Origin of the sequence: Pseudonocardia sp. HH130630-07, from assembly GCF_001698125.1 — a bacterium.
Classification (GTDB): Bacteria; Actinomycetota; Actinomycetes; order Mycobacteriales; family Pseudonocardiaceae; genus Pseudonocardia.
Window position 1 is genome coordinate 2,931,148 of record NZ_CP013854.1, and the last position, 26,057, is coordinate 2,957,204.

Consider the following 26,057-nt stretch of genomic DNA (forward strand, 5'->3'; position numbering starts at 1 on the left):
TGACGGGCCGGCGGGGTGACCCGGGTCTCAGCCCTCGTCCGCCGGGGCGCCGGCGGCGATCTCCCGCAGCGCGACGACGTGCGCGCCGACCTGCTCGCGCCCCTGTTCGGTCAGCCGGATCCAGGTCCGCCGCGCCGCGCCGGTCGGCTCCCGGTCCGAGGTCAGCAGCCCGGCCGCCGCCAGCGCCTTGAGCTGCTTGGACAGTGCCGAGTCGCTGAGCCCGACCCGGTCCCGGATGAACCCGAACTCGACCTTACCGGCCGCGACGAGCGTGGCGGCGATCCGCAGCCGGGTCGGGTCCAGCAGCAGCGGGACCAGCCGGGTGTCGGCGGGCTCAGGCACGGTCGTCCACCCGCGGCATCATCCGGATGGCGACCAGGGTGCCGACCGGCCGGGAGACGGCGAGCAGGGCACCCGCGACGGTGTTGGGCCGGGACAGCCGGCTGCGCCGCAGCAGGTGCACGGCCAGTCGCTCATCGGCGTACCAGCCGGCCGCGACCGCGGTGTACCGGCCGAACGCCGCGGGCTGCGGGACGGGCGCGATCGCGAACGGGTTGACCGGGTTGGCGCGGGCCTCGAGCATCCCGATCCCGGCGATCGCCGTCTGGATGATCCCGGTGACCAGCCGGCGCCGGCGTGGGCTGGCGATCTCGTCCTTCGCGGCGAAGTCGAGGAACGTGAGGACCCCCGTGGCCGCGAGCATGATCGGCAGGCCCCGGCTCTCGGCGGCCCCGACGGCGATCCGGGCCGCGTCGACCTCGGCCACGTCTCGCGCGGCGTCCTGCGGGGTGGGCTGTGGAGTGGGCTGCTGCCCCATGGGTGACCTCCTTGCGGTTCGGGAAAGTAGTACCACACGACTTTCCGGCCGGGCACTTAGGGCGTGTCTCCCAGATAGGCGGAGCGGGGTGCGCGATGCTTGATCGGTGCCGCGTACCGCTGTCCTGACTGATGCCCAGTGGGCCCGTCTGGCGCCGCTGTTGCCCTCCTCCGAGGGTCGTCGCGGGCGCCCGTTCCGCGATGACCGCCGGGTGCTCGAGGGGATCATCTACCGGTATCGGTGCGGGCTTCCCTGGCGCGACGTCCCAGCCGAGTTCGGGCCGTGGCAGACGTTGTGGAAGCGGCACCGCCGCTACAGCGGCGACGGCACCTGGGACCACATCCTGGCTGCTCTTCTGGTCGAGGCCGACGCCGCCGAGGTGCTCGGGTGGGCGGTCAGCGTGGACTCCACGATCATCCGTGCCCACCAGCACGCCGCGACCCTCAAGCGCGACACAGGGGGCCGGATCGAACTACACGAATCTGCTCGCCGAACCAGCAGATCACGCGCTGGGACGGTCCCGCGGAGGGCTGTCGACGAAGATCCACCAGCTCGTTGACGGGCACGGCCGCCCGCTGGTGGTCCTCCTCGGCCCCGGCCAGGGCGGCGACTCGCCAATGTTTCCGCACCTGATGGCGCGCCTGAGCATCGCCCGACCGGGCCCGGGACGACCCCGGACCCGGCCTGAACGCGTGCGCGCGGACAAGGCCTACTCCTCACGCGCGATCCGCCGGCACCTGCGCGAGCGCCGGATCATCGCTGTCATTCCGGAGCCCTCTGACCAGCAGGGACACCGCAAACGACGGGGCTCACGCGGTGGCCGACCGCCCGCATTCGATCCGGTCGACTACCGAAACCGCAACGTCGTCGAGTGCGGGTTCTGCCACGTCAAGCAGTGGCGCGGGCTGGCCACCCGTTACGACAAGCTCGCCCTGACCTTCCGCGGCGGCGCCGTCCTGAAGGCGATCGTCACCTGGCTCCGCGCATTGGGAGACACACCCTAGACCGTATGGAGGCCGGCGCCTCCGCTCGTAAGTTGGCGCGGGTCGCCGTCGTTGGGTGACGGTGCCGCATTTACGGGGAGGCGCCGGTGTCGGGCGAGGGTACGTGGGTCGGGTTGGACGTCCATGCGCGATCAGTGATCGGTTGCGCGATCGAGGAGAGTGCAGCTGAGATCCGGACGCAGCGGATCGGGGCGCGGACTGAGCAGATCGTGGAGTGGGTGCGTGCGCAGCCCGGTCCGGTGATGGCCTGCTACGAGGCCGGCCCGACCGGATTCGGGCTGGCGCGGGCGCTGCGGGCCGCGGGTGTGGCCTGCGAGGTCGTGGCGCCGTCGAAGATCGAGCGACCGTCCGGGGACAAGGTCAAGACCGACCGGCGCGACGCGGAGCGGCTGGCGCGGTTGCTGCGGATCGGTGAGGTCCCCGGGGTGCGGGTCCCGACCGAGGCCGAAGAAGCCGCCCGGGACCTGGTCCGGGCTCGCGAGGACTGCCGCAGCGACCTGATGCGGGCCCGCCACCGTCTCTCCAAGCTGCTGCTGCGCCAGGGCCTGGTCTGGGACAACACCGCCTGGACCGCCGCGCACGAGGTCTGGCTGCGCAGTCACCACTTCGACCGGCGCGGTGTCCAGCTCGCCTTCGACGAGGCCCTGGATGCGGTGTTCACCGTCCATGCCCGCCGGGCTCGGCTCGACGCTGCGATCGTCGAGATGGCCGCCAGCGACCCGGTGTTGGCCGGGCCGGTCGGGCGGCTGTCGTGTCTGCGGGGCGTCTCGACGCTGACCGCGACCGGGCTGTGCGTCGAGGTCGCCGACTGGCACCGGTTCACCGGCGCCACCATCGGCTCCTACCTCGGGCTGGTGCCCTCGGAGTTCTCCTCCGGGTCGCGGCGGGTCCAGGGCGGGATCACCAAGACCGGTAACTCGCATGCCCGGCGGCTGCTGGTCGAAGCGGCCTGGCACCACCGCCGCCCGCTGCGCCCGAGCCGGGAACGGGCCCGACGCGCCGATGGGCAACCCGCCGTGGTCCGCGACCGCGCCGACGCCGGGAACCGGCGCCTGCACCAGCGCTGGACCCGCTTGGACCACCGCAACAAGCGACCGACCGTGGCTGTCGTCGCGGTCGCCCGCGAGCTCGCCGGCTGGTGCTGGAGCCTGGCCACCCTCGAGGAAACGGCCGCAGCGAGAACCGGCTGAGCCTCTGGCTCGGCCGCCACAGACCCCGGCGGGAGTCGGGAGAGGATGCAGGCAGCGCGAGGAGCGACCCGCGATACAGCTATGAGCAGCTCAGCCCCGATCAGCTCGGGACGAGGCGACGCTCGCCCCTAGACTCGCGGAACGCTCCCGACGAACACCCGGTCATGCGGTGACCAACCCGCGTATATCAGTCTGACCGCGCGTCGAGCCGACACGCCTCCACCCACCCGGCCCCGTCGGGCCCACAACCGCCCTGAGCAGCCCCGATACCAGATATCGAGGGGCCGATCACCCCTGCCCACTTGACAGAAGTGACCTCCATATCAGCTGTGGCCTCGCCTAGGGTGGTGCTCCGTGCGCCGGGGCGGTGCACGGGCGAGGACAGGGGTACGGCGATGGGCGGGCGGACGCTGGTGCGCGGCGACGGGACGCCGCTGTGGCAGCAGCTGCTGACCGATCTGCGCCGCCGGCTCGACGACGGCGAGTTCGCCCGCGCGCTGCCCGGTGAGTTCGCGCTCGCGGCGGAGTACTCGGTGAGCCGCTACACCGTCCGCGAGGCGCTGCGCCGGATGCGGGAGGACGGCGCGGTCGTCGCCAGCCGCGGGCGGGTGTCGCGGCCGAGCGCCGGCGCCGAGATCGAACAGCCGCTGGACGAGCCGTACTCGCTCTACGTCGCGGTCGAGGCGGCCGGGCGGACCCAGCGCAGCGTCGTGCGCATCTTCGAGGTGCGGGCGGACGGGGTGATCGCCGCCCGGATGGGCCTGGAGGAGTCGACGCCGCTGGTGCACCTGGAGCGGCTGCGGCTCGCCGACGCCGAGCCGCTCGCCGTCGACCGGGTGTGGCTGCCGCACGACCTCGCGGGCCCGCTGCTCGATGTCGACTTCTCCAACACCGGTCTGTACCCGGAGTACCGGCGCCGCTGCGGGATCCGGGTCGACGGCGGCAACGAGAACATCCGGGCCGTGTTCCCCTCCCGCGGCGAGCGCGAGCTGCTGGGGATCGACGACGGCGTCGCCGCGCTGTCCATCGAGCGGCTCGGTCTGGCCGGCGACCGTCCGGTCGAGTGGCGGCACACCCTGGTCCGCGGGGACCGGTTCTCGGTCACCGCACGCTTCTCGTCCCGGACCGGCTACCGGGTGGACCTGTCCGAGCCGGTGTGATCCCGGCGGGTCAGGCGGGGACCGACACGCCCAGCCCGCCGCGGGTGTCCGCGCCGTAGCGGGCGATCTCGGCGTCCAGGTCCAGCGCGGCGGTCGTCATGCCGGTCCCGTCGAGCAGGGCGGCCGGGACCAGCCAGCAGACCTCGAACTCCAGCCCGTCCGGGTCGTGGGCGTAGAGGGCCTTGGTGCTCCCGTGGTCCGACGCACCGGCCAGCGCCCCGGCGGCCCGCAGCCGGTCGGCGATCCGGGCCAGCTCGGCGAGGGTGTCGACCTCCCAGGCCAGGTGGTAGAGCCCGACCGTGCCGCGCCCGGCGAGGGACGGCCCGGCCTGCTCCCCGACGGCGAACAGCGCGAGGTCGTGGTCGTTGGACGAGCCCGCCGCCTGCAGGAAGGCGCCTCGGCCACCGGGGATCTCGGTGACCACCCGGAAGCCGAGCGTGTCGGCGTAGAACGCGACGCTGCGCGCGACGTCGCGGACGTAGAGGACGGCGTGGTTGAGGCGCTGGACGGGCATGGTCGCTCCCGGATTAGTTGAACTCTCATCTAAAGCGTACGCCGCGGCGACCCCGGGTTCAACGGGTGACGAGCCGGGTGAGGACGACGGCCGAGCGCGTGTGGTCGACGTTCGCCGCCATCCGGAGCCGTTCCAGGGCGTCCTCCAGCGAACGGACGTCCCGTGAGCGCAGCAGGACCAGCGCGTCGGCCTCGCCGGTGACGGTGCCCGCGGTGACCACCTCCGGGACCGCCGACAGCATCCGCTGCAGCTCGGCCGGGGCGACCGTGCCGCGGCAGAACAGCTCGACGTAGGCCTCGACCCCGGGGCCGTCCTCGACCTCCGGGTCCACCTGCACGGTGAACCCGGTGATCACCCCGCGGGTGGTGAGCCGGTCCACCCGGCGGCGCACCGCGGACGCGGACAGCCCCACCCGCTCCGCCAGCTCGGCCCAGCCGGCCCGGCCGTCGACCCGCAGCAGGTCCAGCAGCTTCCGGTCGGTCGCGTCGATCCCGTCCACGGCGTCCGATGCTAGATCCGTGCACGGACGCCGGTAAAGACGCACGAATCCTGCGCACGATGCCGGGAAACGCAGGCAGGGTGCGCAGCATGCTGATGACATGACCGTCGAGCTCGTCCAACCGCTCCCCGTGGCCGCTCGCCCGGCCCGGGTGCCGTCGGTGCTCATGTGCCGTCCGACCCACTTCACCGTGAGCTACCGGATCAACCCGTGGATGCGCCCCGAGCAGCACACCGACACCCCGCTGGCGGTGCGCCAGTGGCAGGACCTGCACGCGGTCTACCGCGAGCTGGGCTTCGACGTCCGGCTGGTCGACCCGCTGCCCGGCTCGCCGGACATGGTCTACGCCGCGAACGGCGGCACGGTCGTCGACGGGATCGCCTGGACCGCCCGCTTCCGGTACCCGGAGCGCGCCGCCGAGGCGCCCGCGTACGCGGCCTGGTTCCGCACGGCCGGCCTGGACGTGCACGAGGCCGCGGCCGTCAACGAGGGCGAGGGTGACCTGCTGCTGGTCGGGGACACGATCTACGCCGGGACCGGGTTCCGGACCGACCCGGCAGCGCACGCCGAGGCGGCCGCGGTGCTGGGCCGCGACGTGGTGTCGCTGCGCCTGGTCGATCCGCGCTACTACCACCTCGACACGGCGTTCGCCGTCCTCGACCCGGCGGGCGGGCCCGGCTCCGTCGCCTACCTCCCCGCGGCGTTCGACGCCGCGTCGCGGGAGGTGCTGCGCGACCGGTTCCCGGACGCGGTCACCGTCGGCGACGACGACGCGGCCGTGCTGGGCCTGAACTGCTTCTCCGACGGCCGGACCGTCGTCCACGCGCCGCAGGCGGCCCGCTTCGCGGCCGCACTGGCCGAGCGCGGGTACGGCACCGTCGGCGTCGACACCTCCGAGCTCCGCCGCGGTGGCGGCGGGATCAAGTGCTGCACCCTCGAACTGCGGGAGGCCCCGTGACCGCCACCTTCCCCGGACGCACCGGGCTCTCCGGACGCACCGGCGACGCGATCGCGCTCGCCGACCGGTTCGGCACCGCCAACTACGCACCGCTGCCGGTGGTGCTGAGCGAGGGCACGGGGGCGTGGGTCACCGACGTCGACGGCCGCCGCTACCTCGACGCCCTCGCCGGCTACTCCGCGTTGAACTTCGGCCACCGCCACCCGGTGCTGGTCGAGGCCGCGCACCGGCAGCTGGAGTCGCTCACGCTGACCGCGCGGGCCTTCCACAACGACCGGCTGCCCGGGTTCCAGCAGCAGCTCGCCGAGCTGACCGGCACCGAGGCGGTGCTCCCGATGAACACCGGCGCCGAGGCCGTGGAGTCCGCGATCAAGGTCGCGCGGGCCTGGGGCTACCGGGTCCGCGGCGTGCGGCCCGGGGCGGCCCGGATCGTCGTCGCCGGGGGGAACTTCCACGGCCGGACGACGACGGTCGTCTCCTTCTCCGACGACCCGGACGCCCGTACCGACTTCGGGCCGTTCACCCCCGGCTTCGACCGGGTGCCCTACGGCGACGCCGCCGCGCTGGCCGCCGCGCTCACCGAGGACACGGTCGCCGTGCTCCTCGAACCGGTGCAGGGCGAGGCCGGGGTGATCGTCCCGCCGGAGGGGTACCTGGCCGAGGTGCGCAGGCTCACCGCGGAGCGCGACGTGCTGCTGGTCTGCGACGAGATCCAGTCCGGGCTCGGCCGGGCCGGGGCCACGCTGTGCAGCGACCTGTCCGGTGTCCGGGCCGACCTCTACACCCTCGGCAAGGCACTCGGCGGCGGCGTGCTGCCGGTGAGCGCCGTGGTCGGGCGGCGGGACGTGCTCGGCGTGCTGCGGCCCGGGGAACACGGTTCGACGTTCGGCGGGAACCCGCTCGCCGCCGCCGTCGGGTCCGCGGTGTGCGGGCTGCTCGGCACCGGGGAGCTGCAGGCCGCGGCCCGCGACCTCGGGCGCCGCGCCGGTGAGCGGCTGGCCGGGCTGCCGGGGCTGACCGCCGTCCGGGGGGCCGGGCTGTGGTTCGGCGTCGACGTCGACCCGGCGGTCGGGACCGGCCGGGAGGTGTGCGTGGAACTGGCCCGGCGCGGGGTCCTGGCGAAGGAGACGCACGGCAGCACGGTCCGCCTGTCCCCGCCGCTGGTCGTCACCCGCGAGGAGGTCGACCTGCTCGTGGACACCCTGGGCGCCACCCTCGAGCACCTGGCCCCCTGACCCTGCGGCGGGCGATGGCAGGCTGGGGGCATGCCGACCCTCGTGTTGCTGCGCCACGGTCAGAGCGACTGGAACGCCAAGAACCTCTTCACCGGCTGGGTGGACGTCCCGCTGTCCGAGCAGGGCGAGCAGGAGGCCCGCCGCGGTGGCGAGCTGCTCGCGGCGTCGGGGATCGCCCCGGACGTCGTCCACACCTCGCTGCTGCGCCGGGCGATCTCCACCGCCAACATCGCGCTGGACGCCGCCGACCGGCACTGGATCCCGGTGAAGCGGGACTGGCGGCTCAACGAGCGTCACTACGGCGCGCTGCAGGGCAAGGACAAGAAGCAGACCCTGGAGGCCTACGGCGAGGAGCAGTTCATGCTCTGGCGCCGCTCCTACGACACCCCGCCGCCGCACATCGAGAAGGGGTCGGAGTTCTCCCAGGACGCCGACCCGCGCTACGCCGGGATCGACGCCCCGCTGACCGAGTGCCTGGCCGACGTCGTCGCCCGGTTCCTCCCGTACTGGGAGGAGGCCGTGATCCCGGACCTGCGGGCCGGCGCGACGGTGCTGCTCGCCGCGCACGGCAACTCGCTGCGCGCGCTGGTCAAGTACCTGGACGGGATCTCCGACGCCGACATCGCCGGCCTGAACATCCCCACCGGTATCCCGCTGGTCTACGACCTCGACGACGCGCTGGCGCCGACGACACCGGGCGGGCGCTACCTCGACCCGGCCGCGGCCGAGGCGGCGATCGCCGGAGTGGCGAACCAGGGTCGCTGAGGCCCGGGGTCGCCCGTCCGGGGCCCGGTGGTGAACCCGCGGTGAACGCGGGCGGAACAGTGTCGCGCGGACGGGTCGCGGGCGTCACCATCCGGGCTCCGGCGCTGGCCAGAGGGCACCCCCGCTTGCCTACCATGCCCCCGTGACCACGCTCGCGTGGCTGATCGCCGTCGTCGCGCTCGGCCTGGGCCTGCTGGCCGGGGTCGCGCTGGCGCGACGACCGTCGCCCGCCCACCCCGATCGTCCCGGCACCGCCGACCGTCCCCCGGCCGACGGCGCCGACGCCGGCTCGCCCACCCTCGGCGAGCTGCTGCACCGCACGTTCCACCACTCGTCGTCCGGGCTCGCGGTGGTCGGGGCCGGTGGGGACGTGCTGCTGCACAACCCGCGGGCCGCCGCGCTCGGCGCCGTCACCGACGACCGGCTCGACCCCCGCGCCTGGGCCGCCTGCCAGCGCGTGGGCCCCGGCGAGGAGCAGCTCGAGGTCGATCTCTCACCGCTGGACCGGACCCCGCGCGGCCCGGTCGCGGTGCAGGCCAGGATCCGGCCGCTCGGCGCCGGGTTCACCCTGGTCGAGGCCGTCGACACCTCCGAGGTCGCCCGGCTGGAGGCCACCCGGCGGGACTTCGTCGCGAACGTCAGCCACGAGCTGAAGACGCCGGTCGGCGCGGTCGCGCTGCTGGCCGAGGCGCTGCTCGACTCGCTGGACGGCATGGCGCCGGCGGCCGGGTCCGAGGCCGACGCGGCGGAGGTCCGGCGGTTCGGCGAGAAGCTGCTGCGCGAGGCGACCCGGATGGGCAACCTGGTCTCGGAGCTGATCGCGCTGTCCCGGCTGACCGGCGCCGAGCGGCTCCCCGAGCTGGCCGCGGTCGGGGTCGACGACGTCGTGGCCGAGGCGCTGTCGCGCAGCCGCAACTCGGCCGAGTCGGGCGCCGTCGAGATCGCCGCCGACGGGCCGTCCGGCCTGGTCGTCGACGGTGACCGGACGCTGCTCGTGACGGCGCTGACGAACCTGGTCGAGAACGCGATCGCGTACTCGCCCGCGGACTCGTCGGTGTCGGTGAGCCGCCGGGCCGCCGGGGGCTCGGTCGAGATCGCCGTCACCGACCGCGGGATCGGCATCGCCCCCGAGCACCAGCAGCGGGTGTTCGAGCGGTTCTTCCGGGTCGATCCCGCGCGGTCGCGGGCCACCGGCGGGACCGGGCTGGGCCTGGCGATCGTCAAGCACGTCTGCGCGAACCACGGTGGCGAGGTGCGGCTGTGGAGCCGCCCGGGCACCGGATCGACCTTCACGATGCGGCTCCCCGCCCGGCTGGGCGTCGGGGGTCCGACCGAGCGGCGGGCGGTGCCGGAGCAGGCGCCGCCGGTGACCGCGAGAACCGGAGGATGAGATGACCAGGGTGCTGATCGTGGAGGACGAGGAGTCCTTCGCCGACCCGCTCGCGTTCATGCTGCGCAAGGAGGGCTTCACGACGGCCGTCGCCGCGAACGGCAACGACGCGCTGTCGGAGTTCGACCGCAACGGTGCCGACATCGTGCTGCTCGACCTCATGCTCCCCGGCATGAGCGGCACCGACGTCTGCAAGGCGCTGCGCTCCCGCTCGGCCGTCCCGGTGATCATGGTGACGGCCCGGGACAGCGAGATCGACAAGGTGGTCGGGCTGGAGCTCGGTGCCGACGACTACGTCACCAAGCCGTACTCGGCCCGGGAGCTGATCGCCCGGGTCCGCGCCGTGCTGCGCCGCGGCGGCGAGCCGGCCGGCGAGACCGAGGGCGGGGCCGGGGTGCTGGAGGCCGGTCCGGTCCGGATGGACGTCGAGCGGCACGTCGTGTCGGTGAACGGTGACGACGTCGCCCTCCCGCTCAAGGAGTTCGACCTGCTGGAGTACCTGCTCCGCAACGTCGGCCGGGTGCTCACCAGGGCCCAGCTCATCGACCGGGTGTGGGGCGCGGACTACGTGGGGGACACCAAGACCCTCGACGTCCACGTCAAGCGGCTGCGGTCCAAGGTGGAGGGCGACCCGTCCACCCCGCGGCACCTCGTCACGGTGCGTGGTCTCGGGTACAAGTTCGACGTGTGACCCGAAGGGGTTGCCCGCGCGTCGATAACGCCTCGGTAACCTGGGGTCGTGCGCCTGGCCGTCCTCGACGTGGGGTCCAACACCGTCCACCTCCTGGTGGTGGATGCGCACCGCGGTGCGCACCCGAAGCCGATGTCCTCGGACAAGGACCAGCTGCGGCTGGCCGAGCACCTCGACGCGGGGGGGGGGTGCGCTCACCAGCGTCGGGATCAAGGCCCTGCTGGAGAGCGTGCACCGGGCCAGGGACATCGCCCGCGGTTCCGGGTGCGACGACCTGATCGCGTTCGCCACCTCGGCGCTGCGCGACGCCACCAACTCCGCGGACGTGCTGGCGCTCGTCCAGCGTGAGACCGGGGTGGCGCTGGAGGTGCTGCCCGGCGAGGACGAGGCCCGGTGGACCTTCTTCGCCGTCCGCCGGTGGTGCGGCTGGTCCGCGGGGCGGTTGCTGGTCCTCGACATCGGCGGCGGCTCGCTGGAGCTGGCCATCGGCCGGGACGAGACGCCGTACGTCGCCGCCTCGGTCCCGCTGGGCGCCGGCCGGCTGACCCGGGAGGCGTTCACCGCCGACCCGCCGCCGCGCTCGGAGGTCACGGCGCTCGCCGAGCGGGTCCGTGCCGAGCTCGAACCGGTCGCGGCCCGGCTGCGCGAGGCCGGGCGCCCGGACCGGGCGGTCGCGACGTCGAAGACCTTCCGCACGCTGGCCCGGCTCACCGGGGCCGCACCGTCCGGGGCCGGTCCCCGGGCACCGCGCCGGCTGACCGCGCAGGGGCTGCGCCAGCTGTCCGGTTTCGTGACCCGGATGTCCGGCCCCGACCTGGCCGAGCTCGACGGCGTGAGCCCCAGCCGGGCCCACCAGCTCGTCGCCGGGACGGTCGTGGCGCAGGCCGCGATGGACGTCCTCGGCGTCGACGAACTCGACATCTGCCCGTGGGCGTTGCGCGAGGGCGTGATCCTCCGTCGCTTCGACATGCTCGACGGAACGAACGGGAGCGACCGCTCGGCGCACGCTCCCGGGGATGGGCTTGGACCCTTGACAACGCACAGGGCACGGTGGACGTGATGAGTGTGGACAGCCCAGAGCCGCGTCAGCGGACGGTCGCCGAACTACTGGCCGCCAACGGCGGCTCCCAGACGGGTCGGCGCCGTCGCAGGCGTGCGGCCGACGACGACGGTCCGGCGGGTGCCCCGTCGCCCGTCGCCGGCCGGGTCCCCGAAGCGCCCGCCGATCCCCGCCGCACCGCGGAGCGCCCGCCGGCGCCCGCGCCGGGCGAGCACCCCTCGTTCCCGGCCCGGCGGCCGTACCCGGGCGGCGAGCCGGACGGCGGCCCGTACGTCCCGAACGGCAACGCCCCGAACGGCGCCCCGAACGGCTACGCCCCCAACGGCGCGCCGCATCCGAACGGTGCCCCGCATCCGAACGGCGGGCCGTACCCGAACGGCGCACCCCAGCCCAACGGCGCGCCCTACGGCGGTGCCCCCGACGGCTACCCGCCGCAGGCGTTCACGCCCAACGGCCGTCCGCCCGCCCCGCCCCGGCAGGCGCCCCCGCCGCCCCCGCCCGGCCCGGGCCCGTACGGCGGTGACTCCCCGGACGAGATCCCGACCAGCCGGATGAACGCCCACCGCCCCGCGGTGGCCGACGACGGCCCGCCCACCCAGTTCGGGGCCCCGCCCCTGACCGACGACGGCGGCCCGCCCACCGGCGCCTACGACCCGTACGACGCCTACGCCGACGACGCCCCGGCGCGCGGTGGCTACGCCGACGACGGTCCGCCGACCGGCACCTACGACCCGTACGACGACGCCTACGCCGAGGACGGCCGGGAGCACGGTCCCGGCTTCGACGGCGGCCGTACCGGTGTCCTGAGCGCCCCGCCGGCCCGCCCGGGGTCCCCGGACCTCGACGACTACGAGGACCACGGCGAGCTGGAGAACGGCGCCGTCGAGGACGACGCCCCGCGCGGCCGCGGTGCCCGCAGGCGCGGCCGGGACGAGGCCGAGCCACCGGCCGGGCTGGACGACGCCGCGGACTCCGCGGGTGCCGCCGGGACCGGTCAGGCCTGGGCGGTCGTGATCGCCCAGTGGATCGGCGGCGCGCTCGCCGGGGCCGGGATCTGGGTGCTGTTCCGGTTCCTGTGGTTCTCCTACCCGATCGTCGCGCTGGCGCTCGCCGTCGTCCTGACGGTCGGGCTGGTCCTCGGCGTCCGGGCCCTGCTGCGCAACGACGAGCTGCGCACCACGCTGTTCGCGGTGCTGGTCGGGCTGCTGCTCACGGTGTCCCCGGCGATCCTGGTGTTGCTGGACCGGTAACGATGGGCGACGGCGCGGCGACTGTTCGTCATGTGAAGCCGTCCCCGCCCGTGCCGGTCGCGCTGTCCACCGCCTCGGTGTACCCGGAGGGGGTCGCCGCGGGATTCGAGATCGCCGCCGAACTGGGGTACGACGGCGTCGAGCTGATGATCTGGACCGACCCGGTGAGCCAGGACCCGGCAGCGGTGCAGCGGCTCGTGCAGCGGCACCGGATGCCGGTGCTCGCCGTGCACGCCCCCTGCCTCGCCGTCACCCAGCGGGTGTGGGGTGCCGACCCGGTGCACCGGCTGCGGCGCACCGCCGAGGTGTCCGCCCGCCTGGGGGCCAGGACCGTCGTGCTGCACCCGCCGTTCCGCTGGCAGCGCCGCTACGCCGGGGTGTTCGCCGCGGAGGTCGTCCGGGCGCACGAGCAGCACGGCCTCGGCCTGCCGGTGGAGAACATGTTCCCGGTGCGGAGGGGCTCGATCAGCACCGTCCCCTACGCGCTCGGCCACGACCCGACCGAGACCGGCTTCGGCGCCTACACCCTGGACCTCTCGCACACCGCGGCCGCGCGGACCGACGCGCTCGCGCTGCTGGCCCGGATGGGCGACCGGCTCACCCACCTGCACCTGGCCGACGGCACCGGTGCCCCGCGCGACGAGCATCTCGTGCCGGGCCGGGGCACGCAGCCGTGCGCCGAGGTCTGCCAGGCGCTCTCCGGCGGCGCGTTCGCGCGGGCCGGTGGGACCGTCGTCCTGGAGGTCTCCACCCGGCGCTGCCGCACCCGCGAGGAACGCACCGGGCTGCTCGCCGAGTCGCTGCTGTTCGCACGGCTGCACCTGGAGCCGAACGTGCCGAGGACGCCGGTGGCCGGGCTCACCCGCTGACCCCGCCCTACCCGTGGGTAACGTGGGGGCATGAGCGACACGACGGTCGGAACCGGACGCCCCTTCGCGGACGCACACGTCCTGACCGACCTTGGCGACGGCCGGTTCCGGGTGGCCCTCGACGACCGGTGGGCGATCGGGTCGAAGGCGTTCGGCGGCCTGCTGATGGTGCTCATGGCGAAGGCGGGCCTGGCCCGGCTGACGGCCGACGGCGCCCCGGCCCTCGATCCACTGGCCGTCTCGGCGGACTTCCTGCGCGCGCCGGACCTGGCGCCGGTCGAGCTGGAGGCGGTCCCGCTCAAGGTCGGGCGCACGATCTCCTCGGTCGCGGTCCGGCTGCTCCAGGACGACCGCCTGATGCTGCACGCGACGGTCACCGCGGGCGTCCTGCCCGAGGGCGAACCGGTCTGGGAGACCGACGCCGGGCTCGGCCCGGAGCCGGACCCGGACGCGGCCGACCCGTCCGCCCAGCCCGGGGTGAGCGGCCTGCCGACGGTCTGTGACCTCCGCTACCCGGCCACCGCGCTGCCGTTCCTGCGCGGCGAGACCGGCCCGCCGCGGATGAGCGGCTGGGTGCGTCCGCGCGGCGAGGAGCCGGACGTGCTGTTCGCCCTGCTGTCCGGCGACATCCTGCCGCCGACCGTGTTCAACCTCGACGGCCGCGTGGGATGGGCCCCGACGGTGCAGCTCACGGCCCTGCTGCGGGGCCGCCCGGCCCCGGGCTGGCTGCGGGTCGACTCCCGCTCGCGGACGGTCTCGGGCACCCAGTTCGACGAGGACGTGACCGTCGTCGACTCCCGCGGGCGCACGGTGTGCCAGGCCCGCCAGCTCGCCCTCGCGCCGTTGCAGCGGTAGGTCCTTCCTACGCTGGCGTCCATGACTGGGACACGGATCGCGGTACTGGGCGGCGGACGGATCGGGGAGGCGCTGCTCGGCGGGCTGCTGGCGGCCGGGCGGGACGCGGGTGAGCTGGTGGTCGCCGAGCGCTCGGCCGACCGTGCCGCCGAGCTGACGGAGAAGCTGGGTGTCGCCGCCCTGCCGCTCACCGACGCGGTGCGCGGGGCGGGGACGGTCGTCGTCGCGGTGAAGCCGCAGGACGTCGTCACGGTGCTGGGGGAGATCGCCGGTGCGCTCGACCCGGACGTGCTGGTGGTGTCGCTGGCCGCCGGCCTGCCGACCGCGCTGTTCGAGGGGGCGCTGCCCGAGGGCACGCCGGTCGTGCGGGTCATGCCCAACACCCCGATGCTGCTCGGCGCCGCGATGTGCGTGCTCTCCCCGGGGGCGCACGCCGGCTCCGAGCACCTGGACCGGGCCGAGGCGCTGCTGAGCACCGTGGGCGAGGTGCTGCGGGTCGAGGAGTCCAAGCAGGACGCGGCGACCGCGCTCTCCGGCTCCGGCCCGGCCTACTTCTTCCTGGTCGCCGAGGCGATGATCGAGGCGGGGGTGGCGCTCGGCCTGGCCCGCCCGGCGGCGACGGAGCTCACGGTGCAGACCGCGCTCGGCGCCGCCCGGATGCTGCGCGAGAGCGGCGAGCACCCGACCGTGCTGCGGGAGAACGTGACCTCGCCGGCCGGGACGACCGCCGCCGCGCTGGCCGCGCTGGAGCGGCACGGGCTGCGCACCGCGTTCACGGCGGCGGCGACCGCGGCCCGGGACCGCTCGGTCGAGCTGGGTCACCCTGAGGGGTGAGATCCGCCTGTCCCGCATGCGCTCCGTGGCGTGTCGTCACCGCGACGCGCCGAGCCGTGCCAGGATCGGGTCGGACTCGTGGGTACCGATCGTCACATCCGCCCCGCTACACTGCTCGTGCATCCCCCAACACTGGGCGTACGGCCGCTTGACGGGGGAGGAAGGCGGTACCCGATGGCGGCGGAACGCCCCGAGCCCCTGCGGCCGGCGCAGGTGCAGTTCCTGACGGTGGCCGAGGTGGCCTCGATGATGCGCGTCTCGAAGATGACCGTGTACCGCCTGGTGCACTCCGGCGAGCTGCCGGCGGCCCGGGTCGGCCGGTCCTTCCGGGTGCCGCAGCGGGCCGTCGAGGACTACCTGCGCAACGCCTACTTCGACGCGGGCTGATCGCCGTCTCACCCTCCTCCGGCCCCGGCCGGACCGGCCGGGTAGACTGACGAACCGGCTGCGGACCGCCACCGGTCGCACGCCTCGCACGGCCGTTCCGGCAGGTGCGGGCCGATCCGCCTCGCGATCACCCGGTGGTGCGGTCGCGGGCGATCTGCGTCGACACAGAAGGAGCACCATGGGCTCGGTCATCAAGAAGCGCCGCAAGCGGATGTCGAAGAAGAAGCACCGCAAGCTGCTGCGCAAGACCCGGGTGCAGCGCCGCAAGCTCGGTAAGTGACTCGCGCACCGGCCGTGCCCCCGCCATCGGCGGGAGCGCGGCCGGTGTCGTTACGGAGGAGGTCGCACCATGGCGTCGGCACCGTCGGTCGTGCTGGTCACCGGTGTGAGCGGATACCTCGGTGGGCACCTCGCCGCGCGGCTCGCCGCGAACCCGGACATCGACCGGGTGCTCGGCGTCGACACGGTGCCCCCGCCGCGTGACCTCCTCAAGCGGATGGGCCGGGCGGAGTTCGTCCGCGCCGACATCCGCAACCCGCTGATCGCGAAGGTCATCTCCACCGCCGGTGTCGACACCGTGGTGCACGCGTCGCTCTCGGCCAGTCCCGCGTCCGCGGGCGGCCGGGCGACGATGAAGGAGATGAACGTCATCGGCACGATGCAGCTGCTCGCTGCGTGCCAGAAGGCGTCGAGCGTCCGGCGGGTCGTGCTGAAGTCGACGACCGCGGTGTACGGCTCCAGCTCGCGCGATCCCGCCGTGTTCGACGAGGCCACCGGCGCGAAGGACCTCCCCTCCGGCGGCTACGCCAAGGACGCCGCCGAGATCGAGGGCTACCTGCGCGGGTTCAGCCGCCGCCGTCCGGACGTCACGACCACGGTGCTGCGGTTCGCCAACTTCATCGGCCCGCGGATCGACACCGTCCTGAACCGGTACTTCGCCCTGCCGGTGGTGCCGACCGTGCTCGGTTACGACGCGCGGATCCAGCTGCTGCACGAGGAGGACGGCCTCGCCGTCCTGGAACGGGCGGCGACCCACGAGCTGCCCGGCGTCTACAACGTCGCGGCGCACGGCGTGCTCATGCTGTCGCAGGCGATCCGCCGGGCCGGCAAGGTCGCGGTGCCGGTCCCGAGCAGCGCCGTCAGCCCGGTCAGCCGGGTGCTGCGCGGGGCCAGGGTGGTCGACTTCTCGCCCGAGCAGATGCGCTTCCTCAACTTCGGCCGGGTCGTCGACCTGAGTCGGCTGATCGAAGACTTCGGGTTCGAACCCCGCTGGACGACCACCCAGGCGTTCGACGACTTCGTCCGCGGCAAGGCGTTGAGCCCCGTCCTCGGCCCGGAGCGCATAGCCTCGGCCGAGCGCGCCGTGCTCGGCCTGGTCCGGGCGCTGCGCTGACGGTGCCGGGACGTGAGAGGAGGGGCGAGGCGATGGCCGAGGCACGCGTGATCCCGATCCGGGGCAACCGGGGCCCTGCCCGCCCGGTGCGAGACCCGGGGCCGGACGAGTCCGTGCGCCCGGCGATGGTCCCCCCGCTCGCGGGGCCGGAGGCCGACGAGGACCGGTCCGCCTGGGAAACGCGGCTGGAACAGGTGCTGGAGTTCCTGCGCCGCAGGCTCGGCGGCGACTACCCGGTCGACGAGTTCGGGTTCGACCCCGAGCTGACCGAGGCCATGGTGCTGCCGGCGCTGCGCCCGCTCTACCGGCGCTGGTTCCGGGTGGAGACGATCGGCGCCCACCACATCCCGGAGACCGGCGGCGCGCTGATCGTCGCGAACCACTCCGGCACCCTCCCGCTGGACGCCGCGATGACCACCGTCGCGGTGCACGACGACCACCCCGCCCGCCGGCAGCTGCGCCTGCTCGGCGCGGACCTGATGTTCACGCTGCCGGTCTCGGGCTCGCTGGCCCGCAAGTCCGGCGCGACGCTGGCCTGCAACCCGGACGCGGAGCGGCTGATGCGCGCCGGCGAGGTCGTCGGCGTCTTCCCGGAGGGGTTCAAGGGGATCGGCAAGCCGTTCCGGGACCGCTACAAGCTGCAGCGGTTCGGGCGCGGCGGCTTCGTCTCGGCGGCGCTGCGGACCGGGATGCCGATCATCCCGTGCTCGATCGTGGGCGCCGAGGAGACCTATCCGAAGCTCGGGGACATCGCCCCGCTGGCCCGGCTGTTCGGGGCGCCGTACTTCCCGATCACGCCGACGTTCCCGCTGCTCGGCCCGGCCGGCCTGGTCCCGCTGCCGTCGAAGTGGTACATCGAGTTCGGCGAGCCGATCCGGACCGACGACCACACCCCGGCCGACGCCGAGGACCCGATGCTGGTGTTCAACCTGACCGACCAGGTCCGGGAGACCATCCAGCACACGCTGTACCGGCTGCTGTCCCAGCGCCGGAACGTGTTCCTGGGCTGAGCCCGGGCCACGGCCGCGGTCGTGCCGGGCGCGGTGAGCGGGCTGCCGCCACGGGATCGGGGCGCGGTGCCGGACCCTGTCGCACCCCGGCTGATGTCCCGCGACCTCCTCCGGCGTGCCGCTACCCGCCCGGCAGGTGCGGCACACCGGAGGACGGTGCCGCACCGGAGCCGGGGCGCTGCACGACCACGGGACGAGTGCTGCGCGTCGGTCGCCGCCGGCCGGATCGATCCCGCGGTTCCGCGCGCCGAGATGCAGTGCAGCGGGCCGGGGACCGCTGAGTGGACGGCGTTCCGCCGTGGCGCCGCCGACGGCGAGTTCGACCTGCCCCGGACCGGCTGACCAGGCTCCTGGCCGGTCCCTGCCCGCCTCAGCGCCTGCGGTAGGCCATCCCGGCCGCCACGGCCCCGGCGAGCGCCCCGGCGCCGAGCACCGACGGCACCCCGATCCGCGCCGCCTTGCGGCCGGTGCGGAAGTCGCGGATCTGCCAGTCCCGGGCCTTCGCGACGTCGCGCAGTTCGGAGTCCGGGTTGACCGCGACCGCGGTGCCCACCGCCGAGAGCATCGGGACGTCGTTCACCGAGTCGGAGTAGGCGGTGCACCGGCGCAGGTCCAGGCCCTCGGACGCGGCCAGCGCGCGCACCGCGTGCGCCTTGGCCGGCCCGTGCAGGATCTCGCCGACCAGCCGGCCGGTGTAGAGGCCGTCGACGGACTCGGCGACGGTGCCGAGCGCACCGGTCAGGCCGAGCCGGCGGGCGATGATCCGGGACAGCTCGATCGGGGTGGCCGTGACCAGCCAGACCCGCTGGCCGGCGTCGAGGTGCATCTGGGCGAGCGCGCGGGTGCCGGCCCAGATGCGGTCGGCCATCAGCTCGTCGTAGATCTCCTCGCCGAGGGCGACGACCTCGTCCACCGGGCGGCCCGCGACGAACGACAGCGCGGTGTCGCGGTGCCCGGCGATACCGCCCTTGTCCTCGCGGCCCCCGACCCGGAACTTGAGCTGCTGCCAGGCGAACCCGGCCATGTCGGAGGTGGTGAAGAACTTGCGGGCGGCGAGCCCGCGGGCGAAGTGGAAGATCGACGCGCCGACCATCATCGTGTTGTCGACGTCGAAGAACGCGGCGGCGGTCAGGTCGGGTTCCGCCGAGTCGGCGTCCGGCGGGACGTGGTCGGCGCTCTCCGCGGCGACGGCGGCCGCCGCGGACGCCTGACCGGCCCGCTCGGCGGGGTCGAGCGCGGTCACCTGATCCAGGACGCCGGGTTCCTCGGACAACCCCGTCTCGGCCCGAACCTCGTCGGGAGCGGACCCGGGATCACTCACCACGGCGGCCTTCCTGGTGCGGCGTCGTCACGTGCCCCGAGCGCGGGGCGCGCTCCCACCCTACTGGCGGAACGGCCGCGCGGCCCGGACCCCGAGCACGATGCCCGGGCCCGAGCCGCGCGATGGTGCCGCACGCCGACTCCTCAGCCGAGGGTGACCGGACCCAGTCCGGGCAGCAACGGCGGGATGGTGATCGAGAGCCCGCCGTCGTCGGACTCCTCGGTGTCCGAGGGGCTGCTCGGCGAGCTGCTCGACGAGGAGCCGCCACCGAGCAGCGGGAGCCCGCCGTCGGACTCCTCGCGCTCCGAGGTGCTGGTCGGCGACTCGGACGTCGACGTCTCCGGGGTGGTCGTCTCCGACCGGGGGGCGGTGGTCTCCGACGGTGCGGTGCTGCCCTCCGGAGTCGCGGGCGCCGACTGCTTCGACGCCTCGACCGGGGTCGGGCTGCCGGTCCGGCACTCGCCGGGGACCGGCCCGAGGTCGTCGACCGTGCTCCCGCTGTCCGACGCGCAACCGCTGGAGGCGCGCAGCGCCTCGGCCCGGTCCAGCACCCGGTCGAGCAGGCGGACGGCCTCGTCGGTCTCCGGGCGGCTCGCCGCCGGGAGCTCCTCCTGCAGCCGGCTGATCCGGCCGGACTGGGCGGCGGCCCAGGTCCGCAGCTCGGCCAGCTCCGCGGGGTCGGCGCCGTCGGACCCGGAGCCGGTCAGCACCATCCGGGCGCCGGTGCTGGTGGCCCGGTCGAAGTCGGTCATCGCGGCGGCCACGGCGTCCGGCGACGGCGGGGTCGACCGGGCGACCAGGTTCTCCAGCTCGTCCACCCGGGACCGGGCGAGATCGAGCTGACGGTTCGCCTCGGCCTGCTCGCCGACGGTGAAGGCGCCGCCGATGCTCTCGCTGGCCCGCTTCACGCCGTACATCGTGTCGCCGGGCAGCGCGTCCCGGCTGACGGTGGAGGTGACACCGGCGATCACGGCCAGCGCCGCGAACCCGCCGACGACGACGCCGAACCGCTTGCGGACGCTCGGCCGGCGGCGGTCCAGCATCCGCGGGGCCGACGGCCGCGCCGAGCTGTCCCGGCCGGGACCGGAGTCGGTGTCACGGGCCGGGCCGGGCGCCGCGTCGCGGGCCGGACCGGCGGCGGCGCCGACGGGCGCCTGCTCCGGGTGGTCGGGGTGGTCGCTGGGCAGCACGTGCCGCCCGCCGCGCCGCCCGCGCCCGGACCGGGGGGCCTGGTCGTCGGCGACCGGGGTCCGCTCGCCGGCGGAGCGCCGGTTCGACACGGCGTCCCAGTCCAGGTCGTCGGCGATCGGGGGGCCGATCGGTGCGGTGAGGTCCGAGCGGTCGGCCGGCCGGAACCCGTGCGGGGCCCTGGGGTCGGACTGCTCCGGACGGCCGATACCCTCCTGCGCCAGCACGTCGAAGAGACGCTGCCGCATCCGGGCCGAGGCGTGCGGGTCCGGCGAGAGATCGCGGCGCGAGCGGTCCAGTGCGGCGGTCAGCGCGATCTCGTGCGCCAACTCCTCCGACGCGGGGGCACCCGCGGGAGCCCGGCCGGAGCCGTCCTCCGCCGGGTACCTGTCGTCGTCCCATGCCCTGGGCATGCCGTCCGTCCTCACTGCAGTCTCGCGCTGCTCGTCGGCGCGTATCTGGCGCGCTCGTCTGCACAACGACCGACCGACCGCGAGGTTACGGGCCGGGTACCGTTCACCGCATCGAGTAGTGCGCTCACCGCAGTGATCAGCATCAACTCTCGCGCTCCGGCCGGAACGGCCGGGTAGCCGCTCACCGCAGGCCGTCCGGGAGGAGCTGGGCGAGCCGGCGCACGGCGCGGTGCTGCAGGGCCTTGACGGCCCCCTCGTTGCGGTCCATCAGCTCGGCGGTCTCGGCGACGGACAGCCCGCGCAGGAACCGGAACTGGATGCATTCGCGCTGGTCCGCGTTGAGCTTGGCGATCGAGGCGAGCAGCTCGTCGTTCGTCGCCATGTCGAGGACCTGCTGCTCCGGCCCGCTGGTGGTGGGCGAGAAGTCGACCATCTCCGACGTCGTCTGCTCCAGCCGGTAGCGGCTGGACTTCACGTAGTCGAAGATCAGGTTCCGGGCGATCGTGACGAACCAGGCCCCGATGTCGCGGCCCTGGTAGCTCACCGACGAGATCCGCCGCAGGGCACGGACGAAGGTCTCCTGCGTCACGTCCTCGGCGAACGCCCGGTCGCCCATCCGGAACAGCACGTACCGGTAGACGACGTCGTGGTAGCGCTCGTACAGCTCGCCGAACGCGCCGGTGTCGCCCGCCTGGCAGGCCTCGACCAGCGCCCAGGAGCTGTTGGCGTCCTCGACCGCGCGGGCGGCCTCGTCGGCCGGGTCCTGCTCGGGGCGCGGCAGGTCCTGCGAGATCTGCGGGGCCCGGCGCGGTGCCGGCATGCCCTGACCACCCGTTCGGGTGATCCCGGCTCCGGGATGGTGCGGTCCCGCCTGCGCGGGGTAGGTGGGGGGAGCGTCGACCAGGGGAGCGGACGCGATCGGCCCCGTCGGCTGGGACGGTGCTGAGGTCGCTGAAGTCACGGACACCTCCCCGTCCGGCTGGGGGCGGACGGCGTCGGGTCGGTCCTGTCCGGGGTCGGGGACCCGGCCGGGACGGACGGCTTGATCAGCTGTGGTCTCGGGTCGTTCTCGCGGCCGGTACGGCCGCTGCGGTCGCACGGGCCGGGTCATGGATCCCGGGGGGTCGGGCGGACCGGCGTGCGACGCGTTCCCGGGGGCCCGGCACGGCGCCGGGCGCCGTCCCCGGCACATCGCCGGGCCGCGCCGCCGGCGCCGCGCGGTGGTGCGCTGCGGACGAGCTGCATGCCACTCCCTAGGGTGAGTCGCGCGTCGAACCGGCGGCTCGCGCGTTGAACCTCGTGTAGCGGCGGAGCATAAACGGTGATCGAGTGGTGTACGGCACTCGCCGCCATTCACCGTGCTTCCTTCCGCCGAGCGGCGGCAGCGGAGCGGTCAGTGAACTGTTAGCTGAGCGTGTCCGAATCGACACGGCAGGTGTGCGGCGACGAGCGGTGCCGATGTCCGCCACCGGTTTGCCAGACTGGTCCCTCCGTGTCGCTCCACGTCGTTCCGTGTCCTGCCGGCGACGCCCGTCGAGGAGGCCCCGTGCCGAGTTCACCAGCCGGATCCACCGCCGGCATCGTCCACCTGGCCGATCTCGTGACCCGCAACGCGCGCGAGCGGCCGGGGCACGACGCCGTCCGCGATCTCGGCGGCGCGCTACCGCTCACCCTGTCCTGGGCCGCGCTCGACGCGGCGGCCGGTGCCGAGGCGGCCCGGCTGCGCGCCGCCGGGGTCGGCCCCGGTGACCGGGTCGCGGTGGGGCTGCCCGACGGGGCGGCGTTCTGCGTCGCCCTGTTCGGTGCGCTGCGGGCGGACGCCGTGGTGGTGCCGATCGGCTCCGGCTCGGTCGCCCGCGAGCTGGACATCGTGTTCGGCCAGGCCCGGCCGTCGGTCGTCGTGGCCCTCGCCGACGACGCCGTCGCCGCGGGATCGGCCGGCCGGGCCGGTGCGACGCTGCTCGGCCCGCCGGACACCGCCGCCACCGCCCCGGACGCGCCGCCGGCCGAGCGCGGGCCGGTCGATCCCGAGCAGCTCGCGCTGATCGTCTTCACCTCGGGCACGACCGGCACCCCGCGCGGGGTGCAGCTGTCCCACCGCGCCCTGCTGGCGAACCGGGAGCAGACCGCGGGGCTGCGCCCGGCCCCGGTCAACGCCGTGGACCGGGTGCTGCTCGCACTGCCGATGTTCCACGTCTACGGGCTCGCGGCCGGTCTGCTGCAGGTCTGCTGGGCCGGGGCCACGGTCGTCGTGGCGGGGCGGTTCGACGCCCGGCGGATGCTGAGCGCGATCGTCGACGAGCGGGCGAGCGTGGTCGCCGGGGTGCCGTCGATGTTCCGGATGCTGCTCGACCTGCCCGCCGACGACCTGCACCGGGCGATGGCCGGCGTGCGGCTGTGCACCTCGGGCGGTGCGCCGCTGCCGGCCGGCTGGCTCGCGGACTTCCGCAGCGCGACCGGGCTCGACCTGCACGAGGGCTACGGCCTGTCCGAGGGCGGCCCCGTCGTGACCAGCAACGACCTGGGCCGGCCGGCCAAGCCCGGCTCGGTCGGGCGGCCGCTGCCCGGCGTCGAGCTGCGGCTGGTGGACGCGGCCGGGCGTCCGCTGGACGACCCGGAGCCGGAACCGGACGACGAGGAGATCGACCTCGACGTCGGCTCCGACCCGACCGACGACACCGGGCTGATCGCGCTGCGCGGGCCGAACCTGTTCTCCGGCTACTGGCCGGACGGCTCCGGTGGCCCCGACCCCGACGGCTGGTTCGTCACCGCCGACGTCGGCTACCTCGACCCGGACGGCGACCTCCATCTCGTCGACCGCTCGTCGGACCTGGTGATCGTGAACGGCTTCAACGTCTACCCGCGGGAGATCGAGCAGGTGATCGCCGAGCTGGTCGAGGTGGCCGAGGTCGCGGTCGTCGGGGTGCCGGACGACCGCACCGGGGCGGCGGTGAAGGCGGTGGTCGTCACCACCGACGGGGCGGAGCTGACCGAGGACGACGTCGCCGCGCACTGCGCCGACCGGCTGGCCCGGTTCAAGCGGCCCTCGGTCGTCGCGTTCGCGGGCGAGCTGCCGCGCACCCCGACCGGCAAGATCGCCCGCCGGACCCTGGCGGGGATGTGACCGTGCGGGTGCGGCTGCTGACCCGGTCCGGCTGCCATCTCTGCGACGACGCGGCCGAGGTGCTCGCCCGGGTGTGCGGCGAGCTGGGCGAGCGCTGGGACAGCGTCGACGTGGACGGCGACCCCGAGCTGCGGGCCGAGTACGGCGACCAGGTCCCGGTGGTCCTGCTCGACGGCCGCGAGCACGACTCGTTCCGGGTCGACGAGGCGCGGCTGCGCGCGGACCTCGCCCGGTGACCGGGCCCGGGGCCGGGGTCGCACCGGTCAGGGGTGCGCTCGCCGGGCTGGCCGGTACCGCGCTCGGTGTCGGCGCCGGTCAGCTGGCCGCGCTGGCGGTCGCCCCGGACGCCGGGCCGGTCGGCGCGGTCGCCGAGCAGGTCGTCGCGCTGACCCCGCCCGCGCTCGCCGAGCTGGCGACGGTCGGGGCCGGGCTCGGGAGCCGGTACACCGTCGTCGCCGGGGTGCTGGTCGTGCTCGCCGCGGTGGCGGCCGGGTCCGGCGCGCTCTCCCGCCGGACCGACCGGCCGGGGGTCGTCGGGATCGCGCTGCTCGGGGTGCTCGGCACGGTCGCCGCGGCGACGGCGGCCGGAGCGGGCCAGCTCGACATCCTCCCGGCGGCCGGGGCGCTGCTCGTCGCGGTGACGGCGTTCCGCCGCCTGCACCGGCTCGCCGCCCGGATCCCGGCGGCGGGCGCGGACGGGACGCTCCCGGACGGGCGGCCGCTGCGGGCGTCGCTGACCCGGCGCCGGTTCCTGCGGGCCGGCGCGCTGGCCGGGGCCGGCGGCCTGGTGCTGGGTGCGGGATCGGCCGCCGTCGCGCCGCTGCTGCCGTCCGGCCGGATCGGGCCCGCCCGCGACGCGCTCACCGCACGCCTGCAGGCGCTCGCCGCAGCCGGGCGGATCACCCCGGCGGCGCCACTGCCGCCGGGCGCGACGGTGCCCGGCGGGGCGGCGTTCGTCACCCCGGTCGCGGACTTCTACCGCATCGACACGGCGCTGCGGGTGCCCGCGGTGGACCCGGCGTCGTGGGGACTGCGGGTGCACGGCATGGTCGGCCGGGAGCTGACGCTGACGCTGGAGGACCTGCTGGCCCGGCCGCTGGTGCAGCGGTGGCTGACCATGGCCTGCGTCTCCAACGAGGTCGGCGGGGGCCTGGTCTCGACGACCCGATTCACCGGGGTCGAACTGGCCCCGCTGCTGGCCGAGGCGGTCCCGGACCCGGCCGCCGACCAGGTGTTGTCCACCTCCGTGGACGGCTGGACGGCGGGCAGCCCGGCGGACCTGCTGCGCGACCCGGCCCGCGGGGCGCTGCTCGCCGTCGCGATGGACGGCGTGGCGCTGCCCCCCGAGCACGGGTTCCCGGTCCGGATCGTCGTCCCGGGGCTCTACGGCTACGTCTCGGCGACCAAGTGGGTCACCGGGATCGAGTTCACGACGTTCGCGGCCCGCTCGGACTACTGGCGGGTCCGCGGCTGGGACCCGCCGGGCCCGATGGAGACGGCGTCGCGGATCGACACCCCGGCGGCGTTCGCCGGGGTCCCGGCCGGTCGCGTCGTCGTGACCGGCACCGCGTGGGCGGTCCCGCGCGGGATCTCCCGGGTCGAGGTGACCGCGGGCGACGACCGCTGGGTCGACGCCGAGCTGGCCGACGTCCCGGCCGGCGGCGTGACATGGCGGATGTGGCGGGCCGAGCTGGACCTGCCCCCCGGCGGGTACACGGTGACCTGCCGGGCCACCGACTCCGACGGCGTGGTGCAGACCGCCGAGCGCCGCTCCCCGCTGCCCGGGGCGGCCACCGGGCTCCCGTCGCGCACCGTCACGGTGGTCTGACGGCGGGGACGACCGGGTGGCGCGTGCCTCGATGTGGCCTCGGTCGCACGGTGAGCGGTCCGTGCGCGTCGATCACCGGTAGCTCCAGGTCAGGCGCGGAACGGAGCACGTCCGGGACCAAGATCGCAACTTTGTGCGTGCCTTCACAAGCGGCTACCGTGGGTTCTCGTCGCCGTTCCGGGCGGCACCCGCCGCCACGCGGCGCCGTGTCCCCGGGCCCGCCGGCGCACGCGTCGACCGGTCGCACGAGCGGTCCGCGTGCGGCGTGAGCGGCGATCGCGCCCGCGCCGGAGCACCGGTGG

The 26,057-nt window shown here is 74.9% G+C and carries 25 protein-coding genes and 2 pseudogenes; 20 read left to right on the forward strand and 7 right to left on the reverse strand.

Translation table 11 applies throughout. The features are described from left to right. Positions 1–27 precede the first annotated feature (27 nt). The gene (locus tag AFB00_RS14190; RefSeq protein ID WP_068797631.1) at positions 28–342 is read right to left on the reverse strand and encodes a transcriptional regulator; all 315 of its coding nucleotides are present in this window, start codon (positions 340–342) and stop codon (positions 28–30) included. Next, entirely contained in the window at positions 335–817 is a 483-nt protein-coding gene (locus AFB00_RS14195) for a hypothetical protein (RefSeq protein WP_156819533.1), read from the reverse strand. The genes AFB00_RS14190 and AFB00_RS14195 overlap by 8 nt, the downstream gene beginning before the upstream one ends. Positions 818–923: 106 nt before the next feature. On the opposite strand from AFB00_RS14195, the pseudogene AFB00_RS31890 reads away from it, so the two are divergent. The 3 genes and pseudogenes from AFB00_RS31890 (at position 924) to AFB00_RS14215 (ending at position 4,171) form a co-directional block, all read left to right on the forward strand. After that, positions 924–1,821: pseudogene (locus AFB00_RS31890) on the forward strand (IS5 family transposase). A gap of 134 nt (positions 1,822–1,955) precedes the next feature. Beyond that, positions 1,956–3,011 carry an IS110 family transposase gene (locus tag AFB00_RS14210; protein WP_231973946.1) on the forward strand — a complete coding sequence of 352 codons (1,056 nt, stop codon included), beginning with the start codon at positions 1,956–1,958 and terminating at the stop codon, positions 3,009–3,011. 395 nt (positions 3,012–3,406) lie between these two features. Then, positions 3,407–4,171 carry a GntR family transcriptional regulator gene (locus AFB00_RS14215; RefSeq protein WP_068797633.1) on the forward strand — a complete coding sequence of 255 codons (765 nt, stop codon included), beginning with the start codon at positions 3,407–3,409 and terminating at the stop codon, positions 4,169–4,171. A gap of 10 nt (positions 4,172–4,181) precedes the next feature. On the opposite strand, the gene AFB00_RS14220 is transcribed toward AFB00_RS14215, so the two are convergent. Further along, positions 4,182–4,685: a VOC family protein gene (locus AFB00_RS14220; RefSeq protein ID WP_068797634.1), complete on the reverse strand. Its 504-nt coding sequence runs from the start codon at positions 4,683–4,685 to the stop codon at positions 4,182–4,184. 58 nt (positions 4,686–4,743) lie between these two features. Continuing rightward, positions 4,744–5,184 carry an Lrp/AsnC family transcriptional regulator gene (locus AFB00_RS14225; protein ID WP_335726573.1) on the reverse strand — a complete coding sequence of 147 codons (441 nt, stop codon included), beginning with the start codon at positions 5,182–5,184 and terminating at the stop codon, positions 4,744–4,746. A gap of 100 nt (positions 5,185–5,284) precedes the next feature. Here AFB00_RS14225 and ddaH point away from each other — a divergent pair, with 100 nt between their 5' ends. The 14 genes and pseudogenes from ddaH to AFB00_RS14290 all read left to right on the forward strand — a co-directional run bounded on the left by ddaH (position 5,285) and on the right by AFB00_RS14290 (position 17,881). Continuing rightward, the gene (ddaH, locus tag AFB00_RS14230) at positions 5,285–6,142 is read left to right on the forward strand and encodes a dimethylargininase (RefSeq protein ID WP_068797635.1); all 858 of its coding nucleotides are present in this window, start codon (positions 5,285–5,287) and stop codon (positions 6,140–6,142) included. Next, complete coding sequence (gene rocD, locus AFB00_RS14235) at positions 6,139–7,377, forward strand: ornithine--oxo-acid transaminase (protein ID WP_068797636.1); 1,239 nt, start codon at positions 6,139–6,141, stop codon at positions 7,375–7,377. Before ddaH ends, rocD begins: the two co-directional genes overlap by 4 nt. Before the next feature lie 30 nt (positions 7,378–7,407). Continuing rightward, positions 7,408–8,142 (forward strand): phosphoglyceromutase, encoded by a 735-nt coding sequence (locus AFB00_RS14240; RefSeq protein WP_068797637.1) that lies wholly within the window; start codon positions 7,408–7,410, stop codon positions 8,140–8,142. A 142-nt stretch (positions 8,143–8,284) separates the two neighbouring features. Then, positions 8,285–9,532 (forward strand): sensor histidine kinase, encoded by a 1,248-nt coding sequence (locus tag AFB00_RS14245; RefSeq protein ID WP_068797638.1) that lies wholly within the window; start codon positions 8,285–8,287, stop codon positions 9,530–9,532. A 1-nt stretch (position 9,533) separates the two neighbouring features. Next, positions 9,534–10,223, forward strand: a complete 690-nt coding sequence (locus AFB00_RS14250; RefSeq protein WP_068797639.1) for a response regulator transcription factor — start codon at positions 9,534–9,536, stop codon at positions 10,221–10,223. A 48-nt stretch (positions 10,224–10,271) separates the two neighbouring features. Then, positions 10,272–11,283, forward strand: a pseudogene (locus tag AFB00_RS14255) (Ppx/GppA phosphatase family protein). After that, positions 11,283–12,533: a hypothetical protein gene (locus tag AFB00_RS35655; RefSeq protein WP_156819534.1), complete on the forward strand. Its 1,251-nt coding sequence runs from the start codon at positions 11,283–11,285 to the stop codon at positions 12,531–12,533. The pseudogene AFB00_RS14255 and the gene AFB00_RS35655 overlap by 1 nt, the downstream one beginning before the upstream one ends. Positions 12,534–12,565: 32 nt before the next feature. Next, the gene (locus AFB00_RS14265) at positions 12,566–13,402 is read left to right on the forward strand and encodes a sugar phosphate isomerase/epimerase family protein (RefSeq protein ID WP_231974386.1); all 837 of its coding nucleotides are present in this window, start codon (positions 12,566–12,568) and stop codon (positions 13,400–13,402) included. A gap of 30 nt (positions 13,403–13,432) precedes the next feature. Continuing rightward, positions 13,433–14,257, forward strand: a complete 825-nt coding sequence (locus AFB00_RS14270) for a thioesterase family protein (protein ID WP_068797642.1) — start codon at positions 13,433–13,435, stop codon at positions 14,255–14,257. Between the two features lie 21 nt (positions 14,258–14,278). After that, positions 14,279–15,091 carry a pyrroline-5-carboxylate reductase gene (proC, locus tag AFB00_RS14275; protein WP_068797643.1) on the forward strand — a complete coding sequence of 271 codons (813 nt, stop codon included), beginning with the start codon at positions 14,279–14,281 and terminating at the stop codon, positions 15,089–15,091. A 174-nt stretch (positions 15,092–15,265) separates the two neighbouring features. Then, positions 15,266–15,478 carry a helix-turn-helix domain-containing protein gene (locus AFB00_RS14280; protein WP_010241349.1) on the forward strand — a complete coding sequence of 71 codons (213 nt, stop codon included), beginning with the start codon at positions 15,266–15,268 and terminating at the stop codon, positions 15,476–15,478. Positions 15,479–15,656: 178 nt separating this feature from the next. Beyond that, positions 15,657–15,758, forward strand: a complete 102-nt coding sequence (locus AFB00_RS31895; RefSeq protein WP_010241351.1) for a 30S ribosomal protein bS22 — start codon at positions 15,657–15,659, stop codon at positions 15,756–15,758. 69 nt (positions 15,759–15,827) lie between these two features. After that, the gene (locus AFB00_RS14285; RefSeq protein ID WP_068797644.1) at positions 15,828–16,871 is read left to right on the forward strand and encodes an NAD-dependent epimerase/dehydratase family protein; all 1,044 of its coding nucleotides are present in this window, start codon (positions 15,828–15,830) and stop codon (positions 16,869–16,871) included. 32 nt (positions 16,872–16,903) lie between these two features. Beyond that, positions 16,904–17,881: a lysophospholipid acyltransferase family protein gene (locus tag AFB00_RS14290; protein ID WP_068797645.1), complete on the forward strand. Its 978-nt coding sequence runs from the start codon at positions 16,904–16,906 to the stop codon at positions 17,879–17,881. Positions 17,882–18,251: 370 nt separating this feature from the next. Here the strand turns inward: AFB00_RS14290 and AFB00_RS14300 are convergent, their stop codons facing one another. The 3 genes from AFB00_RS14300 to AFB00_RS14310 form a co-directional block, all read right to left on the reverse strand. Beyond that, positions 18,252–19,154, reverse strand: coding sequence for an HAD family hydrolase (locus AFB00_RS14300; protein ID WP_068800309.1), 903 nt, complete (start codon positions 19,152–19,154; stop codon positions 18,252–18,254). A 191-nt stretch (positions 19,155–19,345) separates the two neighbouring features. Then, positions 19,346–20,803 (reverse strand): DUF5667 domain-containing protein, encoded by a 1,458-nt coding sequence (locus AFB00_RS14305; protein ID WP_068797647.1) that lies wholly within the window; start codon positions 20,801–20,803, stop codon positions 19,346–19,348. A 181-nt stretch (positions 20,804–20,984) separates the two neighbouring features. After that, complete coding sequence (locus tag AFB00_RS14310; protein WP_156819535.1) at positions 20,985–21,623, reverse strand: sigma-70 family RNA polymerase sigma factor; 639 nt, start codon at positions 21,621–21,623, stop codon at positions 20,985–20,987. A 726-nt stretch (positions 21,624–22,349) separates the two neighbouring features. On the opposite strand from AFB00_RS14310, the gene AFB00_RS14315 reads away from it, so the two are divergent. From AFB00_RS14315 to AFB00_RS14325, 3 genes are read left to right on the forward strand one after another with little or no spacing between them, the layout of a single operon-like run. Then, positions 22,350–23,927 (forward strand): AMP-binding protein, encoded by a 1,578-nt coding sequence (locus AFB00_RS14315; protein WP_156819536.1) that lies wholly within the window; start codon positions 22,350–22,352, stop codon positions 23,925–23,927. Further along, positions 23,924–24,163 (forward strand): glutaredoxin family protein, encoded by a 240-nt coding sequence (locus AFB00_RS14320; RefSeq protein ID WP_068797648.1) that lies wholly within the window; start codon positions 23,924–23,926, stop codon positions 24,161–24,163. Before AFB00_RS14315 ends, AFB00_RS14320 begins: the two co-directional genes overlap by 4 nt. Then, positions 24,160–25,755, forward strand: a complete 1,596-nt coding sequence (locus AFB00_RS14325; RefSeq protein WP_068797649.1) for a molybdopterin-dependent oxidoreductase — start codon at positions 24,160–24,162, stop codon at positions 25,753–25,755. Before AFB00_RS14320 ends, AFB00_RS14325 begins: the two co-directional genes overlap by 4 nt. The last annotated feature ends 302 nt before the right edge of the window (positions 25,756–26,057 follow it).

Bases quoted from the DNA above. Each gene is read 5' to 3' on its own strand.
- AFB00_RS14195 (WP_156819533.1), bottom strand. From the start codon at position 817: ATGGGGCAGCAGCCCACTCCACAGCCCACCCCGCAGGACGCCGCGCGA.
- AFB00_RS14215 (WP_068797633.1), top strand. From the start codon at position 3,407: ATGGGCGGGCGGACGCTGGTGCGCGGCGACGGGACGCCGCTGTGGCAG.
- AFB00_RS14220 (WP_068797634.1), bottom strand. From the start codon at position 4,685: ATGCCCGTCCAGCGCCTCAACCACGCCGTCCTCTACGTCCGCGACGTC.
- ddaH (WP_068797635.1), top strand. From the start codon at position 5,285: ATGACCGTCGAGCTCGTCCAACCGCTCCCCGTGGCCGCTCGCCCGGCC.
- AFB00_RS14240 (WP_068797637.1), top strand. From the start codon at position 7,408: ATGCCGACCCTCGTGTTGCTGCGCCACGGTCAGAGCGACTGGAACGCC.
- AFB00_RS14250 (WP_068797639.1), top strand. From the start codon at position 9,534: ATGACCAGGGTGCTGATCGTGGAGGACGAGGAGTCCTTCGCCGACCCG.
- AFB00_RS35655 (WP_156819534.1), top strand. From the start codon at position 11,283: ATGAGTGTGGACAGCCCAGAGCCGCGTCAGCGGACGGTCGCCGAACTA.
- AFB00_RS14270 (WP_068797642.1), top strand. From the start codon at position 13,433: ATGAGCGACACGACGGTCGGAACCGGACGCCCCTTCGCGGACGCACAC.
- proC (WP_068797643.1), top strand. From the start codon at position 14,279: ATGACTGGGACACGGATCGCGGTACTGGGCGGCGGACGGATCGGGGAG.
- AFB00_RS14280 (WP_010241349.1), top strand. From the start codon at position 15,266: ATGGCGGCGGAACGCCCCGAGCCCCTGCGGCCGGCGCAGGTGCAGTTC.
- AFB00_RS31895 (WP_010241351.1), top strand. From the start codon at position 15,657: ATGGGCTCGGTCATCAAGAAGCGCCGCAAGCGGATGTCGAAGAAGAAG.
- AFB00_RS14285 (WP_068797644.1), top strand. From the start codon at position 15,828: ATGGCGTCGGCACCGTCGGTCGTGCTGGTCACCGGTGTGAGCGGATAC.
- AFB00_RS14290 (WP_068797645.1), top strand. From the start codon at position 16,904: ATGGCCGAGGCACGCGTGATCCCGATCCGGGGCAACCGGGGCCCTGCC.
- AFB00_RS14305 (WP_068797647.1), bottom strand. From the start codon at position 20,803: ATGCCCAGGGCATGGGACGACGACAGGTACCCGGCGGAGGACGGCTCC.
- AFB00_RS14310 (WP_156819535.1), bottom strand. From the start codon at position 21,623: ATGCCGGCACCGCGCCGGGCCCCGCAGATCTCGCAGGACCTGCCGCGC.